This window comes from Aulosira sp. FACHB-615, from assembly GCF_014698045.1.
GTDB lineage: Bacteria > Cyanobacteriota > Cyanobacteriia > Cyanobacteriales > Nostocaceae > Nostoc_B.
Map to the genome: position 1 here is coordinate 34,519 of NZ_JACJSE010000032.1, position 17,397 is coordinate 51,915.

A 17,397-nucleotide genomic window follows, 5' to 3' on the forward strand; every position below is an offset into this window, starting at 1 on the left:
AGGAAGTATGAAGTGTTAAATTTCATACTTCATACTTCACACATTTCCCGCCGCGAATATTTGATGAGGAGCGATCGCTAATTCGGGAAACGTCTGCGATACAATTTTCTGGTCAGCCGTAAACACTGTCTCTTCGTAAAATCCTTCTTCCAGCAGCAATACAGTAACTTTTAATTCTAACGGGTCTACAATCCAATATTCCGGCACACCAACCGCCGCATACTCAGACCGCTTATGGCGATAGTCCCGCTTGATAGAATCTGGACTGACTACTTCTACAACCAGTAATGGTGTTGTCTCAAACACAGCTGAAGCCTTTAGTAAATCTCTGGCTTGCTCCTGTGTTACCACACACAAATCAGTTAACCTAGACTTATTTCTTCCTGTTCTCGTCCCAGTTTCCCGAAAAGTTAGCCAAGGTAAACTTAAACGTGCGATTTCTAGTTTTAATACGGTAGCTAAAAATTCGACAATTAAAAAATGTTCAATTGTAGGAGGGTTCATTAATTCCAGCCTGCCATCCACTAACTCGTAGTGAAAACCACTGCCATCATCATAGGTTAAATACTCTTCAAATGTGAGCTTTATTACTGGTGTAGCGACCATCCCCACAGTCTCCTAAACTATACCATTATCGTAACTTGAGGGAGTAGAAAGTAGGGGAGGTAAAGGTGCAAGGGTGTAGGTAAGACAAGGAGAAGGGACAAAACAAAGGACAATTGACTATGGAATAATGACAAATGACCAATGACCAAAGTTAAAGACATTGGCGAACAAGGACTATTAGCAAAATTACAAAGCTTCTGCCCCCCAGAAATTATCGGAGACGATGCAGCAGTTCTAGAAACACCGCCAGGAACATCACTAGTAGTAACTACCGATGTTTTAGTTGATGGCGTACACTTCAGTGATGCTACTACTTCCCCAGAGGATGCTGGTTGGCGAGCCGCAGCCGCGAATTTATCAGATTTAGCTGCAATGGGGGCTACTCCTTTAGGTATTACTGTTGGTTTGGGGCTACCTGGTGATTTACAGGTAAGTTGGGTAGAGCGACTTTACCAAGGAATGACAGAATGCTTGCAAAAATACCATACCCCAATTGTCGGTGGTGATGTAGTGCGATCGCCAACTGCAACCATCTCCATTACCGCCTTTGGTCAAGTTGATCCCCAGCGCATTATCCGCCGTTCTGCTGCTAAAGTGGGAATGGCGATCGTGGTTACAGGTGTTCATGGAGCCTCCCACGCGGGCTTACAACTGCTCTTGCGTCCCCAATTAGGGCATAACCTCTCTCCAGTAGAAAAGACCACCCTTATCAAAGCTCACCAACGCCCTCAACCCCGTTTAGATGTCTTACCCATACTCTGGGAAATTTTCACTTCACCACTCCCCGTAGCCGGAATGGATAGTAGCGATGGTTTAGCAGATGCAGTTTTACAAATTTGTCGCGCCAGTAACGTAGGTGCAGTTATCGACCGCCAAAAAATTCCTTTTCCAGCTATCTTTACCAATTGGCTCAAGCCAGAACAAGCAATAGAATACGCCCTCTACGGTGGTGAAGACTTTGAATTAGTACTTTGCTTACCACCCACACAAGCAAATGCCCTAGTACAGCAACTCAACCAAGACGCAGCAATTATCGGTACTATTACATCTGGTTCACAAGTGTTATTACGTGACCAACATCAACAAATCCCTGACCAAGTTCTTAGTCTTAGTCAGGGATTTCAACATTTTGGTCAATAGTGAGTTTGTCCTTAGTCCTTTGTCATGAGTTCCAAGACCAATGACAAATGACAAATGACCATTGACAAATTATTGCCACTTCTGGGCTACTAGTTCAGCCAAATCTAGAACACGTTGGCTATAACCCCACTCATTGTCATACCAAGCCATAACTTTTACTAAGTCACTGCCCATTACTAAAGTCAAGCTGGCATCAACAATAGAAGAAGCATCAGTACCTTGGTAGTCTGAGGATACCAACTGAAGCTCACTGTAGTCTAGAATACCTTTGAGTGAACCTTCTGAGGCATCCTTGAGGGCTTGGTTGACTTCTTCCGTAATAGTACGCTTCTCAACCTGAACAACGAAATCTACCATTGAGACGTTCGGGGTTGGTACACGTAAGGCAACACCATTCAGCTTACCTTTGAGTTCTGGAATTACTAGCGCCACTGCTTTTGCTGCACCTGTAGAGGTGGGAACAATGTTGATGGCTGCTGCTCTTGCCCGACGTACATCGCGGTGAGAAGCATCTAGCAAACGCTGGTCTCCGGTGTAGCTGTGGGTGGTGGTCATTGTGCCTTTAATGATACCGAATTTATCATTCAGCACCTTGGCAATAGGAGCCAAACAGTTGGTAGTGCAGCTGGCATTACTAATAATGTGGTGTACATTGTGATCGTAATCGTGATGATTCACGCCGATAACGAAAGTACCATCTTCATTTTTCCCAGGAGCAGTAATCAGAACCTTTTTGGCTCCAGCATTTACGTGCTTTAAAGCTCCCTCTTTGCTAGTAAATACCCCAGTTGCTTCAATAATCAGGTCAATTCCCCATTCTCTCCAGGGCAAGTTTTCTGGATTGCGATCAGATACGCATTTAATGGTTTTACCGTTAACGATGATAGAGTTATCATCGGCGGTAATGTCAACATCCTTTAACTTCCCAAGCATTGAGTCATACTTCAGGAGGTGAGCATTTGTTCTAGGATCTGATGTGTCATTGACAGCTACAAGGTCGATATTGCTATTTTGCCGACCTAGCCAACAACGTGCAAAGTTACGCCCGATGCGCCCGAAACCGTTGATTGCGACTCTAATCACAGTGTCTTGCCCTCTGTATTTATGCCTATAAGTTGATATCTTTGAACCCAATCATATCGCAAAGGGGGGGAGTATTAATAACTATAAAGTGTTAGATCCAAAAAAAAATATATATTTTATTCAGATTTTTCTGAATAGAGGTTATTGGTCGTGATGTAGAATCTAACCGGCTCTGGAACTAAATACTTAATAGATTGATTTTGGCAAGAAAGTTTGCGAATAAGACTTGACGAAACTCCCACTAAGGGTATATTCAAGAATTGCCAGTGAATGGTAAGTGACTGCTGTTGTAGTTGTTGCTCAACTTGCTGGCAGATAATGTTGCTTTTAGCTTGATCACCATCTAATTGTCGGGGCGCAATCAACCAGTCACACATTTGTACTAACTCTTGTCTACGGTACCACCGAGGTAAGGTTTGGAAAGTATCCAAACCCAAAATCCAGTACCAATGAGTATTTGAATAAACAGCCGATAGGTCAATCAACGTGTTGATAGCGTAAGAGGTTCCAGAGCGATTTGACTCCACCAAGGAGACAGTAAAAGCTGGGTTGTCTCTTGTAGTTATTTCCAGCATCTTTGCTCGATGCTCAAATCGTGCTGCTTTTTTGTGTGGAGGATTGAACGATGGTACCCAAATTATTTGATCTAGGGGTACTTGAGACAAAGCCATTTCGGCGATGAGTAAGTGTCCCCAATGAATTGGATCAAATGTGCCACCGAAAATTGCCAGATGTTGCATCTGCTCTTACCCAGGCTTTATACATTTGAAACACAATTTCACTGTCAATGTATTATTGTACTCAATTCATGCCTTAGCTTGATGAAATTTAAAACTCATTTGGCTAGGAATGTATTATCGTAGCCCTTACTAGTCAGGAATCTAAAAATATGTATTTCTACTTACAAGAATTTCTTTCCCGATGCAGTGGAAATTTTCAGAATAATCTTAAAAACAGTTCAGAAATAGCAAAAACCTCCTACAAAGGTAAAATCATTCTCAATCCACATAACGAAAGCGGAAAAGCTCTCCGACAACCAGCATAAAAAAGGTGTAGAAAAATTTACGGTAAAAAACAAATTCCTGTTATGATACGCGTGTCATTTGTGAATATGGTGTGGTGTAAGAGGAGTAATCAATGAATAATGCTGTGGATTTCGGCGGTAGACCATTCCATTTTATTGGAATTGGTGGCATAGGAATGTCGGCTCTAGCTTATGTACTGGCAAAGCGTCAATTGCCAGTATCAGGTTCAGATGTTCGGCCAAATCATATTACGCACAAGTTAGAATCTATCGGTACACATATTTTTGGCAAGCAAGAAGCAAGTAATCTTGAATTCTTTCGCCCCAAGGTGATGACGAATGCAGCAGCATTAAGTTCACAAGAATTATCAGCTGCTATTGAGTCCTCACTACCTCAAGTAATTTGTTCCACTGCAATTAACACTAACAATTTAGAATATAAAGCTGCTTTAGAATTAGGCTGTCCGATATTACATCGTTCAGATGTACTTGCTGCTTTGATTGCTGATTATAAGAGCATTGCTGTAGCAGGTACTCATGGCAAAACTACAACCAGTAGCATGATTGGTTACATGCTCCTACAAGCTGGTTTAGATCCCACCATTTTGGTAGGCGGTGAAGTTAATGCTTGGGAAGGCAATGCTCGCTTAGGAGAAAGCCAATATCTAGTAGCAGAAGCAGATGAATCTGATGGTTCTTTGGTGAAACACGCGCCGGAGATTGGCATTATCACTAATATTGAACTAGACCACCCTGACCACTACGACACATTAGATGAGGTGGTTGATACTTTCCAAAAATTTGCCCAAGGTTGCAAGACCTTAATCGGCAGTATTGATTGTGAAACAGTACGCGATCGCCTAAAACCGACAATCAGCTACAGTCTACATCAAGATACAAATGCTGACTATAGCGTGACCAATATTGACTATCGTCACGATGGCACCACAGCTTTAGTTTGGGAACGTGGTAAAGCTTTAGGTGTATTAAAATTACGCTTACTCGGTCGGCATAACCTGAGCAATGCTTTAGCCGCAGTGGCTGTTGGTCGCATTTTAAATTTAGAATTCGGTGAAATTGCCAAAGCTATTGCCACTTTTGAAGGTGCAAGACGACGCTTTGAGTTTCGTGGAGAAGTTGATGGTATTACCTTTATTGATGATTATGCCCATCACCCCAGCGAACTGCGGGCTACCCTTGCGGCGGCGCGTCTCCAGGCTAGACCAGGACAAAGAGTGGTGGCGATCTTCCAACCCCACCGTTACAGTCGCACACTGACATTTTTAGAAGAATTTTCTCAGTCCTTTGCTCATGCTGATTTGGTTGTCTTGACTGATATTTACAGTGCAGGGGAACCCAACTTAGGGCAAATCAGTGGGGAACAGTTAGCAGCAGAAGTTGGTAAGTTTCATCCCCAGGTAGTGTATCAACCAACTTTACCCCTAGTGCGCGAGTTTTTACTCAAAACGCTACGCCCCGGCGACTTAGCTTTGTTCCTTGGTGCAGGAAATCTCAATCAAGTCATACCAGAATTAATTACTACACTTTGTGAGGCTGCTACAGCCACCTCTTAAGACCGTTGAGTAACGGCACCATTAATTCATATCCCTTGCTGTATTTTTGCGGCAGAAAAATGTAAAAATTTCACAAAATTGATGTCAAAATGAAAATCTCCCAGGCAGCTGGAAACATCTGCACAGTTTCTGCTACACCTACACAGAAACAGGAAACAGATAAATCATCAGATAACAAAATAATTTATTTACCAGGTACAGATTGCATGATCAGGTCTCAGGCTGCGTTGTCTGCGTTTACTTCTTACAGAGTTGGCGGAGCAGCAGAATGGTACGTTGCGCCTCGGAACTTAGAAGCACTGCAAGCCAGCTTGAATTATGCAAAAGAACATAACTTAACTGTAACAACATTAGGTGCAGGTTCTAACCTGCTAGTAAGCGATCGCGGTTTACCTGGACTAGTGGTTGCCACACGCCACCTACGCCACACCCACTTTGACCCAGAAACAGGTTTATTAACAGTTGCTGCGGGAGAACCGATTCCCAGCCTAGCATGGGAAGCAGCACAACTAGGATGGCAAGGTTTAGAGTGGGCTGTTGGTATTCCTGGTACTGTGGGTGGTGCTGTCGTGATGAATGCTGGCGCACATAATAGCTGCATCGCAGATATCTTGGTTAGTGCCGAAGTTCTATCTCCTGATGGCACACTCGAAACTTTCAGTCCTGAACAAATGGGTTACAGCTATCGAACTTCATTACTCCAAGGTAGCGAGTCTCCTTCTCCTGGCGGAGACGCTGCGCGAACGGAGAGGCGTTGCCAACGCATCGTCACCCAAGCAACCTTCCAACTGCAACCAGGAGCCGACCCCGCCACAGTTTTAGCTGTGACTAAACAACACAAACAACATCGACTCTCCACCCAACCTTATAACTTCCCCAGTTGCGGTAGCGTCTTCCGTAACCCCAAACCCTATGCAGCAGGTTGGTTAATTGAACAAACCGGACTCAAAGGCTATCAAATCGGTGGCGCACAGGTAGCTCAACTCCATGCCAATTTTATTGTGAATCGCGGTGGAGCTAAAGCCAGTGATATTTTCTGCCTGATTCGTCACATCCAAGAACAAGTGCAAGAACGCTGGTCGATTTTGTTAGAGCCAGAAGTCAAAATGATGGGTGAGTTTCAAGCAGCTTGTGGCTAAGGAGAGGCTAGGGGTTAGAGGTTAGAGGCTAGTGAGGAATTTGATTCATAGCCAGCGATATTTAATCTTCTCTTTCCTAGCCCTTATTCCCTATTCCCTACACCCTATTCCCTATTCCCCACCATTAATTATTAGTAATAAAAGTGGCAAATTACCACCCGCATCTATAATTGAATGTGATTTGTTATTGAAAGCACACGCGGACAATCAATTATGACAGGTAAAGGACAAGGATTCGGCTTTGGCTTAGGCAAAATGAAAGAACTTGCCGAAGCCTTCAAAAAAGCGCAGCAAGTTCAAGAAGGTGCAAAGCGACTCCAAGAAGAATTGGAGCAAATGGAAATTCAAGGAGAAGCTGGTGGTGGTTTGGTCAAGGTCATTGTCAGTGGCAACCAAGAACCCAAACGAGTAGAAATTTCTCCTGATGCTTTAGCACAAGGTGCAGAATTACTTTCCGACCTTGTAACAGCAGCGATGAAAGATGCTTACACCAAATCCACAGCCACAATGCGGGAACGGATGGAAGAATTGACCAGTGGACTGGAATTGCCTGGATTTTAGTCATGAGTCATTAGTCATGAGTCATTAGTCATTAGTTTGTACAAATGGCAAATGACAAGTGACACAGGACAAAGGATAAAGTACAAAAAATACCTATGCCCTACAAACTGTTGTTTGTCTGCCTGGGAAACATCTGTCGTTCGCCATCGGCAGAAAACATCATGAATCATCTGATCGATCAGGCTGGATTAAGTAACAGCATTATCTGTGATTCTGCTGGTACATCTAGCTATCACATTGGTAGTCCGCCTGACCGCCGGATGAGTGCGGCGGCGGCTGCTAAATTAGGAATTCAACTGCGTGGTCGAGCCAGACAATTTGCCAAGTCAGATTTTCAGGAGTTTGATTTGATTTTGGCAATGGATCGAGACAATTACGATGATATTCTTGCTCTTGATCCCACTGGCAAATATCACCACAAAGTGCGCTTAATGTGTGATTCTTGCACTCAACATAACCTGAAAGAAGTTCCCGATCCCTACTACGGGGGAGTGGAGGGATTTAATCAAGTCATCGATTTACTGGTGGATGCTTGTGAAGGTCTACTTCAGGAGATTACGCAGCAAGAATTACAAGCTTGATTGATGCACAAATAGTTTATAACTTACGCACAAAGGTTATTTTTGAAAAATGGGTGTAGGGGTATCCCTACACCCTCTTCCAAAGCCTTAATTTTTTGTATCAATGGGTAAGTTCGATAGTTATTCGACTAGACCATGTTTAATTGCAAACCGTACCAGTTCAGCTCGGTTACTGGTAGCGGTTTTTCTTAATAAACTACTAACGTACTTTTCTACCGTTCTGGGACTCAGGTGTAATTGTTGACCCATTTCCACATTTGACAAACCATGAGTCAGCAGTTCTAAAACTTCTTGTTCTCTGGAAGTCAGGGAAGAGAAAAACTCTGGTTTGTCTAGGTGAGTAAAGACAGAGTTCTGAGCTTCTACAGCTGTTGCTGGAGTTGAATTAGTCAGATTTTCTTTATGAGAAACGCGGTATTGTGATTGAATGATTTGCGATCGCTCCAATAAATTGCGAATAGCCGCCGCTAATTCCTCTAACTCAAACGGCTTGGGTAAGTATAAATCACAACCCGACTGATAGCCCAAAATTCTCTCTTGGGTCTTGGTACGTGCTGTTAATAAAATTACAGGCAACAAACGGAATCCTGGTTGTTGGCGCACTCGGCGTACCAGTTCATAACCATTCATCCTTGGCATGACTATATCAGTGACAATTAAATCAGGACAGTATTCTTCTACCATTGCCAAAGCTTCTTGACCGTCATTAGCCGTGATCACCGAGTAGCCAGACAGTTCAAGATAATCGCTAATAGACAGACGAGTGCCCAGGTCGTCATCCACCACAAGGATCGTCAAGGGCATGGACAGTACACCCCTAGCATTTTTATTATTTGGAAATTTGCTTCTACGCGCTTTTTCAGTGAACACAGCTAATAATAGTGTTCTTATGTTTCATACTATGACAGGATTACCAGCTAATGACTGCCCGAATAGATAAATTATAAAGAAAATCTTAAATCATTAGGAGTGACTCAAGCAGTTTAACGTAGGTTGTATAGCTAGTGCTTGCTAGACATAGAGACTTTTGTAATTCTTCACAAATTGCAATTAACTCAGAGTAATAACTCACCATACCGTAAATCATATTGACTTTATAAATCATAATGCAGCAACTTGTGAGGCAAAAAACATTTTACTTGATAGTTGTCAAAAGCTAGATTAATAGAATAACACTGATATTCCGAGAATAATTAATTTATAGTGGTTTAATATGCCTCTATAAATTCACCTGCCAATCTCAAGGATTTTGGCAACACATTTAAACTTATAAAAATATCAATGAGTGAAAAAAGCGAAAGTTACAAAGTCATTAGCGACAACCGTCAAGCCCGTTATTTGTATGAAATCTTGGAAACTTATGAAGCTGGTGTGCAGTTGACTGGAACGGAGGTGAAATCCATTCGTGCTGGCAAGGTGAATCTCCAAGATGGTTATGCTTTGATTCGTGATGGAGAAATATGGCTAATTAATGTGCATATTTCTCCATATACTGCGAGTGGGCAATATTTTAACCATGAACCCCGACGCACACGCAAGTTATTGCTGCATCGCCAGGAAATTCGGAAGTTGATTGGCAAAGTAGAACAGCAGGGTTTGACACTAGTACCTTTAAAAATGTATCTCAAGCGAGGCTGGGTAAAAATCAGCATTGCCCTTGGTAAAGGTAAAAAACTCCATGACAAGCGAGAAGACCTCAAACGTCGTCAGGATCAACGGGATATTCAAAGGGCGATGAAAAATTATTAGTCAATGGTTAATAGTTAGGAGAGAGGCTGGAGACTAGAGGCTAGGGGCTAGTATTTTTACTCATCACTTTTAATCAAGAAAGTATAAGGAAAATATTTCAGACTTCAAAATTCAGACTTCACACTTTTTCTTTATATACCCTCAGCGTGAGTTGATAAACAGCCTAGTTTATGGCTACAGATTGATTCTGGTTTCCCTAGGAGTCGATACAGTGGTGAGTAACTATGGAACCAACAAGGAACCTCACCATGAAACTCAACTTGACTCAAGCTGTTAGTGCTGGAGTATTAACATTAGGTATGGCAATTATGCCTTTAACATTGCCTGTGCAAGCTCAAGACAACACTACTACAACTACTGGTGATGCGCCCAGAACAACAACTTACGCTCGCAATGATTTTGATTGGGGTTGGTTGGGGTTATTAGGTCTCATTGGTTTAGCAGGTTTAGCTGGTAGAAAGCATAACGATGAACCTACCCGCTATCGTGATCCTAATGCCCCTGGTGCTACTAGCTACAGGGACTAGCACCACAAAATAAAATGCGGCAACATCAACAACAGAAATGGGCAAGTTTGCAGTGGAAACTTGCCCATTTATCTCAGTCAGGAATTACGCACAAAGGTTGTCTGTTGAGGATGGGTTTAAGGATGTAAGGGTTTTGAACACCTACACCTTTTCCTAAACCTTGATTTTGCATCCTACGGCTTAAGTCCTGTCAATGTTAACTAGCAGACTCTGGATTAGATGAATTAATGGCTTGGCTACTATCTTGATGTAGTGGCCGCCAGTAACTTGCAATGATAGCCACCATCAACCACCAAAGTGTATTTACTTCCGGCCGGAACCAAATTGTATCTACAGTACCGTGGGCTAACATTCCCAGTAAAGTTGCACAAGCACCAATTAGCCAAAAACCTTGAACATTTCCAGATTCGCGCAATCTCCGCAGTTGCATAAATGCTGAGTTGAAGGTAACTACTATCAACCACAGGAAACAAGCCAAACCAACAAAGCCAGTTTCCACAGCCACCTCTAGCAGAATTGAGTAGGCGCTTAAAGCACTATAACGAGGACGTTGATAAAGTGGGTAAACTTTATTAAAAGCGTTGTGACCGGGGCCAATACCAATAATAGGCCGATCGCGGATCATTTCAAAAACAGCATCCCAAACATTGCGGCGATAATTGTTACTACTATCTTGGCGATCGGCAAAAATACTAAAAACTCGCAAACGTACAGGCTCAACAAAGATGACTGCCAGTATCAATAATCCCAGCAAACCGCCCATAATGATCGGCAGTGACCAAGTACGCCAAAAAGGAGGTAGCTGTAAACTCTGCCAATAAACTAATAATGCGATCGCTGTTAAAACTCCTACTACTAGGCCAATCCAGCCACCACGGCTAAAAGTCAAAACTAAGCAAGCCGCATTCACAACTACCATTGTCAACGCTAAAGCTTTTTTGACCCAACCTTGCCAAACAAAAATTGCCACTAAACTCAAAACGACAGCTGGCATTAAATAACCAGCCAACAAGTTAGGATTACCCAAATAACTATAAACCCTAGTTGTTTTAGACAAAGGTGATTCTGGATCTACCCATGTAGCTAATTGGGCAGCACCAAAAAACCATTGCCTTAATCCATATACACTAACAATTAGCGATATATGTAGATATAACGTAATAATCCAAGACCGGAGTCGTGGCGACCTGAGTACCCTAGCACAAAGAGCAAACAGCAACAAATATAGTGTTAAAGTTGCCAAGTCATTTAAAGCAGCCTTTTTCACTGGTGATAATGCTGTAGCTACCACAGCAATTCCCCAATAAAGCAATACCAACAAGTGAATCGGCGTGACTAATGGTGCGTTGGCTGGTATTGGTTCATCAGATAAAGTCAACAACAGCCAAAAACCTACACATGCTATCAGCAGTACTCCAATCAATGTACTCGATACAAAAGGCGCAAGAACATAAATTAAGCTGATTAAAGCAGCTGCAATTATGTCTCCCCACTGAAGCAAAATGCTACTTTGCCGCCAGGAGTTCAGCAAACCAATCGAACAACGACGTAAATAGCTCGTTGCCAGGTATTCTTTGAGTGGTAAATCAGATAAAGTCAATCGTTGCCAGACTAAATTCATAAGACACGCTGCATTTAATGAGCCGAACTGCACAGACAGAACTTGCCCTCAATGATAATGCGGGTGATTATAAACAGAGAACAACAGCGATCGCAAGTTAATATTGCATTTGGGCGAAAATCGGAATATCACATCTAAAAATTGGACAGAAATCGAAATTTAAGATTTTAATCTTTTTACTTAAGGTAATCCCACAAATAAATCATCTCATTTGTTTACTCCACAATACTTCTGTCCTCCTTATCCTTGAATAACGAAATATTTTTTTAATCTCAGCCTCTGATGTCTCTGAAGACGAGTGTTGATTGATTTGATGATGCTGATTGATGGGAAAAAATTAGTAGTTGGGTAGATTCAAAAGAATTAGCTTGTGATTAAATTTCGTTAACAGCTTCGCTCGTATTAGCCGTTTGTAGTGGTAAAGACAGTACATAACGGTGTCCAGATTCTGCTGAACCTTGAATCGAAATTTGTCCACCATGCAATTCCGCCAGCTGACAACTGAGCAACAAACCTAAGCTTTCACGAGATAAACCATTATTACTCTTAACTAATTCCATCTCAGGATTAGCGATCAATAAATCTGAGTAAGAATCATTTAAGTTGGGTGATTGTTCTAGTGCTATTGTCAAACCTCCTAATTCATCTGGGTTTGCGGCATAAGCACTGTATGATACTGCTTCATTGGTCAATTCCAATAAAGATAAGGGATGAAGCCGAAAATAAGGATCAACTTCAGTAATTCCATCTCCCAGCCAAGGATGTGAAACCCAAACAGTAATATTCAGGGTATTTTCCTTGTAAGAGACATGAATCCGCACAATACTACCTGTAGCGGATAACTGAATTACGCTAAACACCATGTGATAAAGAATTTGCCGCACTTTGTCTTTATCCAAAGGCCAAATGCGACCACGCCCTGGTTCTATTGATAGGCGAATATCTTGCTCCCGACGGTTAGCTGGCTCTTCTAAGCTATTAATAGCTTGTTGGCATAACATTTCGATGTCTACTGGAGCTAGGTTGAGACTCTGGGAATTGTCCTCTACAGTACCTAATTCAGTGATCTCGTTAACGAGAGAAAGTAAGTAACGACCACTATGTTGGATAATTTCGAGGTACTCTCTTTGCTTAGTTGTCAAAGGCCCATAAATTTCTCTACCTAAAACACTAGCCATACCCAGCACAGAAGTTAAAGGAGTACGTAACTCTTGGGTAAGTTGACCTAATAGTTCTAGTTTTAGCTGTTTAGTAGAATGTGATTCTTTTTCTAAACTCGCTGATGAGAGCTTAATGCCATTGCTAGACTCTTCATTGATGAATAAAGTAGACCCATTCTTTTGATTGCTTTTTTCTGGTCTACTTTGCAAAAGTCGGTTGCGTTCAAACTCACTCATGCTCCAACGAGCAATGATTTGCAGAAATTCAATATCTCGGTTTTTAAATTCGCGCGGTACCAAATCCATCACGGCTAAGGCACCCAAACAATGACCGGAAGAATCAATTAATGGCACTCCCAAGTAGGCGCGAATGCCATATTCTTGTACTAATTTACTAGTAACAATAGTATTACTACTATATTTATGAGTGTCGTTAATGACTAGTTCTCTGCAAGTTTCCACGACTTGGGTACAGAAAGATTCTCGGCGCAATAACTGACGGTTTTGCGCCAAATGATTCATTAATCCCAGTCTGGATAAACCTACTGCTGACTTAAACCAGTGACGTTCCTGATCTACAAATCCCAATATGGAAATTGGTGCTTCCAAAAAATGGGCAGCCGTTTGAGTAGCTTCCTCAAAAACTGGTATTGTTTCGGGTTGTCGCAAACCAAGTTCTGACAGCACTGTGAGGCGCTGTTGTTCTCTTGTTTCTTGAGAAGCCCAACCATCCTTAAGAGCAAATAAGTTATTTTCAGGCTCTACCATTGCCACCGCTACCTTGATAATTCGTCGATATTGTAATATATATAACCACTGTTGCCGGGTTATGATTTCCTATTGTTAAGCATTCCCCAATTTTGCCCTCGACAAACAATAATTGCATAGAAATTTTATATAACTGTGGAAATTACGGATAAATAAGAGGATGTCACGATTACTCAAGGTTTTGATATCAGACAACGTTAGTTTTTAACTTGACTTGGGTAATATAATTCTAAGATTGGTATAAAAGTATTTTCTCTGTAGTAACTTTATACATAGGGCAAAAATGAGGTTTTCTGCCGTACTTACGCAAACATTGTTTATATCTCAAATATTTTTTACGTATAAATACTGTTAAATTAACTTAATCGTATTTAAGGAAGTATTTTGATGTTTGTGAGCAGAAAATACAGATTATTCTAGTATTTAACAAATGATAAAAATCTACTTTTCCAGCAATATAAATTCGTCAGTAACCAAAATTAGTATCAGGCTTTTATGTTTGTTATTCATGGATTTTATGGCAGGAAAAATTATATTCAAGAGTAAATTTTATCAAAGGTTTACTTATGTTTTACAAATCTGATTTGTTTAAAGTTTATGGTTAAACAATCAGTTTACACAGATTTACTCGCAAGTTTTACACCTAAAGTTTGAGGCGCAATTATCAATGAATAAAATGGTTGTGAGAGTCCCTTTTGTTGATTTAAATTTACAACATCAACCAATTCAAAATCAATTAGAACAAGCAATTAATAGTGTATTAAATCGGGGAGATTTTGTTTTAGGTAAGGCATTGGCAGATTTTGAGACAGCTTTTGCCGCAGCATCTAATTCAGAATATGGTGTGGGTGTAGCCTCTGGAACAGATGCGATCGCTCTTGGTTTACAAGCTTGTAATATTGGTGTGGGCGATGAAGTAATTTTGCCAGCCAATACTTTTGTTGCCACATTAATTGGAGTGTTACGGGTTGGCGCAAAACCAATTTTAGTTGATTGTGACCCCGATACAGCCTTAATTGATTTAGCCGCAGCAGCGAAAGTAGTTACCGCCCAGACAAAAGCTATTATTCCTGTACATTTGTATGGGCAGATGGTATCGCCAAAACAATTATTAGATTTTGCCGCTACATACAAACTATTAATTTTTGAAGATGCCGCCCAAGCGCACTTAGCTGAACGCGAAGGTTATCGGGCTGGTTCTGTGGGGACAGCCGCCGCTTTTAGCTTTTATCCCAGTAAAAATTTAGGGGCTTTTGGTGATGGTGGAATGTTAATTACCAAAGATCCAGAAATTGCCCAAAAAATGGTGCGCTTACGCAATTACGGTGCAGCCCAAAAATATGTGCATGTGGAACCAGGGACAAATAGTCGCCTAGATACCTTACAAGCAGCAGTGTTGCTGGCAAAATTACCTTATTTACAACAATGGAATAGCGATCGCAACGCCATCGCCCAACAGTACGATACTCAATTAGCCCCCTTAGCATCTGCTGGCATTATCCCCATCCAAAATCAAAGCGGCGCAGGACACGTCTATCACCTCTACGTCATTAAAGTGGATGATCCTACCTCACCAGAACGCCGCCAGCAAATTCAAGACAAACTCTCAGCCGTCGGTATTCAAACTGGAATTCACTACCCAATTCCTTGCCATCTCCAACCAGCATTCACCTACCTGGGCTATCAACCAGGAGATTTCCCCCACTCTGAAAAACTAGCCAAACAAATATTATCTCTACCCATGTATCCTGGTTTAAATAGTAGCCAAATTCAAGAAGTCGTGGCAGAGATTACATCAATCATGAGTGGCGAACAACAACAGTTGTTATCCGTCTAACAACCAAGAATTCAGGAGTTACTGCCGGAGAGTGACCACATTTCGGCAAGCTCAATAACCATCTGCGCGGTTTCCAAAGTATTTATTTGAGGTTAGTCCGCGCAGGCGGACTTCGATTGTGTAGCCCCAGACTTTAATCTGTGGGCATAATGAAATTCATCCCAGAGACTAAATTTATCATCTGATGCTCTTTTGACTCCTGAGTTCTGAATTCTTCAACACTTTAAAATCATGGCACTTCCACAACACATTCAAATTAGAAGCACTCAACAAATACTGAGCATCGCAATTTTAGGTGTATTAGCATTACTATACACACCCTTGTTGCTTCATTGGCTAGATGGTTGGCTACACAAAACTATCAGCATCGAACACGAATATTTTAGTCATGGAATAATCGGTCTGCCATTTGCTGCTTATTTGAGTTGGTTAAACCGCAAACAATGGCAACGCTTACCAGATAGCACTCATCCCTTGGGTGCTTTTTTACTGTTAATCGGCGGCGTATTTTATCTAAGCGGAATTGCTGATTGGGTTAACCTATCTTTGCCAATTATTCTGACAGGATTGTGCCTGTGGTTTAAAGGTGTGGCAGGTGTGCGCTTACAAGGCTTTCCGTTGGTATTGATATTTTTAGCAACCCCCACTTTTGTACCTTATTTATTAGTTCCCTACACCTTACCCCTACAAAGCTTTATCGCTGGCACAGCCGGATTCATACTCAATCAAATTGGGATGCAAGTCACCGTTGATGAAATCAATATTTACGTTGGTGGACGCATTGTGGAAGTAGCGCCCTATTGTGCAGGGCTAAAAATGTTGTTTACAACTCTCTACGTCAGCTTAATGCTGCTGTATTGGACTGGTGCTTTGGTTTCCCGACGCATTAGTGTTTGGTTTATGTGTATTTCTGTAGCCATTAGCGTTACCGCCAATATTATTCGGAACACCTTCCTCAGTTACTTTCACGGCACAGGTAACGAAGCCGCATTTAAATGGTTGCATGATAGTTGGGGCGGTGATCTGTATTCTGCTTGTATGCTGTTATTACTCGTACCATTACTGAACTGGATGAACAACAATTTGTTAGCAGATCCAGAAATTGCAGAACCAATAGAAGAGCAGAACTAATAAATGCTACTTTTACTGAACTCAGAGTACCAATTATTCAGTAAAATCTTGCGTAAATCTTGCAAATTTTACTGATGATTTCCTTTTCCAAGGTTCTCAAAGAAAAACAGGTGACTTATATAATACCTCTGGTATTGTTGCTGCTGCTCTTGGCAATGGGCGCAGTTCCCAGCTACTTAAAAGGGCGCTGGGAATGGAAACAGCCGCCACCTGTCACCACCCTCAAGGAATTAAAAAAAATACGTAAAACCGGATTAACCATTCCTGGCTGGGAAACAACTCAACAAGCCGAACAACAAGTAGGCGAACATAAATGGTCATTGCAAGTTCTCAAACAAGCAAGTCCACCCACTCAGGTGATTTTGCTATTACTGCCACAAAACGGCCCGAAGGATCAACCGGAAGTGGAATGGACGGAGATTAACGGCTGGGGTAGGTTGCGCTGGGGAAAATGGGATATAGCCCAAGAACGTTCTCTGGAATTTTCGGTGAAACCGTCCCAAACTGCTAGTTCTACTGCTGATGCGTTGGTAAAAGCGAGATTTTTCCGCGTTTCCACGCAACAAGATACCTTTGCTGTTTTACAGTGGTATGCTTTCCCCAATGGTGGCAACCCATCACCTTTGCACTGGTTTGTTAAAGATCAATTGGCACAGTTGCAGAAACGCCGAAATCCCTGGGTAGCAGTGAGTATAATGATACCGATTGAGCCTTTGGGTAACATAGAAACTACCAATTCACTAGCTCAATCTTTGGGTGAAACGGTGCAAACTAGATTAATGGCAAATGCTTTATCTAGTAATCCTAGATGATACATGAACAAAAGAGACAAGGCAGTCCCGATGAAACTTGTTTCATAGCCAAGCATGAAAGTGGGACTAGCATTTTTACTCAGC

General features: G+C 41.7%; 16 protein-coding genes. 10 read left to right on the forward strand and 6 right to left on the reverse strand.

What is annotated here, in order from left to right:
* Positions 1-36: 36 nt before the first annotated feature.
* Positions 37-606, reverse strand: a complete 570-nt coding sequence (locus tag H6G77_RS29585) for a Uma2 family endonuclease (RefSeq protein ID WP_190593020.1) — start codon at positions 604-606, stop codon at positions 37-39.
* A 141-nt stretch (positions 607-747) separates the two neighbouring features.
* On the opposite strand from H6G77_RS29585, the gene thiL reads away from it, so the two are divergent.
* The gene (gene thiL, locus H6G77_RS29590) at positions 748-1,746 is read left to right on the forward strand and encodes a thiamine-phosphate kinase (RefSeq protein ID WP_190873460.1); all 999 of its coding nucleotides are present in this window, start codon (positions 748-750) and stop codon (positions 1,744-1,746) included.
* Between the two features lie 69 nt (positions 1,747-1,815).
* Here thiL and H6G77_RS29595 read toward each other — a convergent pair whose 3' ends face one another.
* Positions 1,816-2,829 carry a type I glyceraldehyde-3-phosphate dehydrogenase gene (locus H6G77_RS29595; protein WP_190593022.1) on the reverse strand — a complete coding sequence of 338 codons (1,014 nt, stop codon included), beginning with the start codon at positions 2,827-2,829 and terminating at the stop codon, positions 1,816-1,818.
* A 116-nt stretch (positions 2,830-2,945) separates the two neighbouring features.
* Entirely contained in the window at positions 2,946-3,569 is a 624-nt protein-coding gene (gene nadD / locus H6G77_RS29600) for a nicotinate (nicotinamide) nucleotide adenylyltransferase (protein WP_190873461.1), read from the reverse strand.
* Between the two features lie 397 nt (positions 3,570-3,966).
* On the opposite strand from nadD, the gene murC reads away from it, so the two are divergent.
* The 4 genes from murC (at position 3,967) to H6G77_RS29620 (ending at position 7,708) form a co-directional block, all read left to right on the forward strand.
* Entirely contained in the window at positions 3,967-5,427 is a 1,461-nt protein-coding gene (gene murC, locus H6G77_RS29605; RefSeq protein ID WP_190593024.1) for a UDP-N-acetylmuramate--L-alanine ligase, read from the forward strand.
* A gap of 89 nt (positions 5,428-5,516) precedes the next feature.
* Positions 5,517-6,566 carry a UDP-N-acetylmuramate dehydrogenase gene (gene murB, locus H6G77_RS29610; RefSeq protein WP_190593025.1) on the forward strand — a complete coding sequence of 350 codons (1,050 nt, stop codon included), beginning with the start codon at positions 5,517-5,519 and terminating at the stop codon, positions 6,564-6,566.
* Positions 6,567-6,779: 213 nt separating this feature from the next.
* Complete coding sequence (locus H6G77_RS29615) at positions 6,780-7,127, forward strand: YbaB/EbfC family nucleoid-associated protein (RefSeq protein WP_190593026.1); 348 nt, start codon at positions 6,780-6,782, stop codon at positions 7,125-7,127.
* A gap of 95 nt (positions 7,128-7,222) precedes the next feature.
* Positions 7,223-7,708, forward strand: coding sequence for a low molecular weight protein-tyrosine-phosphatase (locus tag H6G77_RS29620; protein WP_190675892.1), 486 nt, complete (start codon positions 7,223-7,225; stop codon positions 7,706-7,708).
* A gap of 120 nt (positions 7,709-7,828) precedes the next feature.
* On the opposite strand, the gene H6G77_RS29625 is transcribed toward H6G77_RS29620, so the two are convergent.
* Positions 7,829-8,512, reverse strand: a complete 684-nt coding sequence (locus H6G77_RS29625; RefSeq protein WP_190675894.1) for a response regulator transcription factor — start codon at positions 8,510-8,512, stop codon at positions 7,829-7,831.
* 477 nt (positions 8,513-8,989) lie between these two features.
* Between H6G77_RS29625 and smpB the strand changes: the two genes are divergently transcribed.
* A complete protein-coding gene (gene smpB, locus H6G77_RS29630) occupies positions 8,990-9,457 on the forward strand; it encodes an SsrA-binding protein SmpB (protein ID WP_190593029.1) in 468 nt (155 codons plus the stop codon).
* Positions 9,458-9,705: 248 nt separating this feature from the next.
* A complete protein-coding gene (locus H6G77_RS29635; protein WP_190593048.1) occupies positions 9,706-9,984 on the forward strand; it encodes a WGxxGxxG family protein in 279 nt (92 codons plus the stop codon).
* 196 nt (positions 9,985-10,180) lie between these two features.
* Here the strand turns inward: H6G77_RS29635 and H6G77_RS29640 are convergent, their stop codons facing one another.
* The gene (locus tag H6G77_RS29640) at positions 10,181-11,605 is read right to left on the reverse strand and encodes an IctB family putative bicarbonate transporter (RefSeq protein WP_190873462.1); all 1,425 of its coding nucleotides are present in this window, start codon (positions 11,603-11,605) and stop codon (positions 10,181-10,183) included.
* 374 nt (positions 11,606-11,979) lie between these two features.
* Positions 11,980-13,533, reverse strand: coding sequence for a GAF domain-containing sensor histidine kinase (locus H6G77_RS29645; protein WP_190593031.1), 1,554 nt, complete (start codon positions 13,531-13,533; stop codon positions 11,980-11,982).
* Positions 13,534-14,200: 667 nt separating this feature from the next.
* Here H6G77_RS29645 and H6G77_RS29650 point away from each other — a divergent pair.
* The 3 genes from H6G77_RS29650 to H6G77_RS29660 all read left to right on the forward strand — a co-directional run bounded on the left by H6G77_RS29650 (position 14,201) and on the right by H6G77_RS29660 (position 17,313).
* Positions 14,201-15,370: a DegT/DnrJ/EryC1/StrS aminotransferase family protein gene (locus tag H6G77_RS29650; RefSeq protein ID WP_190873463.1), complete on the forward strand. Its 1,170-nt coding sequence runs from the start codon at positions 14,201-14,203 to the stop codon at positions 15,368-15,370.
* Between the two features lie 231 nt (positions 15,371-15,601).
* On the forward strand, positions 15,602-16,501 hold the full coding sequence (crtB, locus tag H6G77_RS29655) for a cyanoexosortase B (RefSeq protein ID WP_190593033.1): 900 nt from the start codon (positions 15,602-15,604) through the stop codon (positions 16,499-16,501).
* Positions 16,502-16,575: 74 nt separating this feature from the next.
* Positions 16,576-17,313: a cyanoexosortase B system-associated protein gene (locus H6G77_RS29660; RefSeq protein ID WP_190873464.1), complete on the forward strand. Its 738-nt coding sequence runs from the start codon at positions 16,576-16,578 to the stop codon at positions 17,311-17,313.
* Positions 17,314-17,397: the final 84 nt, after the last annotated feature.

Bases quoted from the DNA above. Each gene is read 5' to 3' on its own strand.
- H6G77_RS29585 (WP_190593020.1), bottom strand. From the start codon at position 606: ATGGTCGCTACACCAGTAATAAAGCTCACATTTGAAGAGTATTTAACC.
- thiL (WP_190873460.1), top strand. From the start codon at position 748: ATGACCAAAGTTAAAGACATTGGCGAACAAGGACTATTAGCAAAATTA.
- nadD (WP_190873461.1), bottom strand. From the start codon at position 3,569: ATGCAACATCTGGCAATTTTCGGTGGCACATTTGATCCAATTCATTGG.
- murC (WP_190593024.1), top strand. From the start codon at position 3,967: ATGAATAATGCTGTGGATTTCGGCGGTAGACCATTCCATTTTATTGGA.
- murB (WP_190593025.1), top strand. From the start codon at position 5,517: ATGAAAATCTCCCAGGCAGCTGGAAACATCTGCACAGTTTCTGCTACA.
- H6G77_RS29615 (WP_190593026.1), top strand. From the start codon at position 6,780: ATGACAGGTAAAGGACAAGGATTCGGCTTTGGCTTAGGCAAAATGAAA.
- H6G77_RS29620 (WP_190675892.1), top strand. From the start codon at position 7,223: ATGCCCTACAAACTGTTGTTTGTCTGCCTGGGAAACATCTGTCGTTCG.
- H6G77_RS29625 (WP_190675894.1), bottom strand. From the start codon at position 8,512: ATGCCCTTGACGATCCTTGTGGTGGATGACGACCTGGGCACTCGTCTG.
- smpB (WP_190593029.1), top strand. From the start codon at position 8,990: ATGAGTGAAAAAAGCGAAAGTTACAAAGTCATTAGCGACAACCGTCAA.
- H6G77_RS29635 (WP_190593048.1), top strand. From the start codon at position 9,706: ATGAAACTCAACTTGACTCAAGCTGTTAGTGCTGGAGTATTAACATTA.
- H6G77_RS29640 (WP_190873462.1), bottom strand. From the start codon at position 11,605: ATGAATTTAGTCTGGCAACGATTGACTTTATCTGATTTACCACTCAAA.
- H6G77_RS29645 (WP_190593031.1), bottom strand. From the start codon at position 13,533: ATGGTAGAGCCTGAAAATAACTTATTTGCTCTTAAGGATGGTTGGGCT.
- H6G77_RS29650 (WP_190873463.1), top strand. From the start codon at position 14,201: ATGAATAAAATGGTTGTGAGAGTCCCTTTTGTTGATTTAAATTTACAA.
- crtB (WP_190593033.1), top strand. From the start codon at position 15,602: ATGGCACTTCCACAACACATTCAAATTAGAAGCACTCAACAAATACTG.
- H6G77_RS29660 (WP_190873464.1), top strand. From the start codon at position 16,576: ATGATTTCCTTTTCCAAGGTTCTCAAAGAAAAACAGGTGACTTATATA.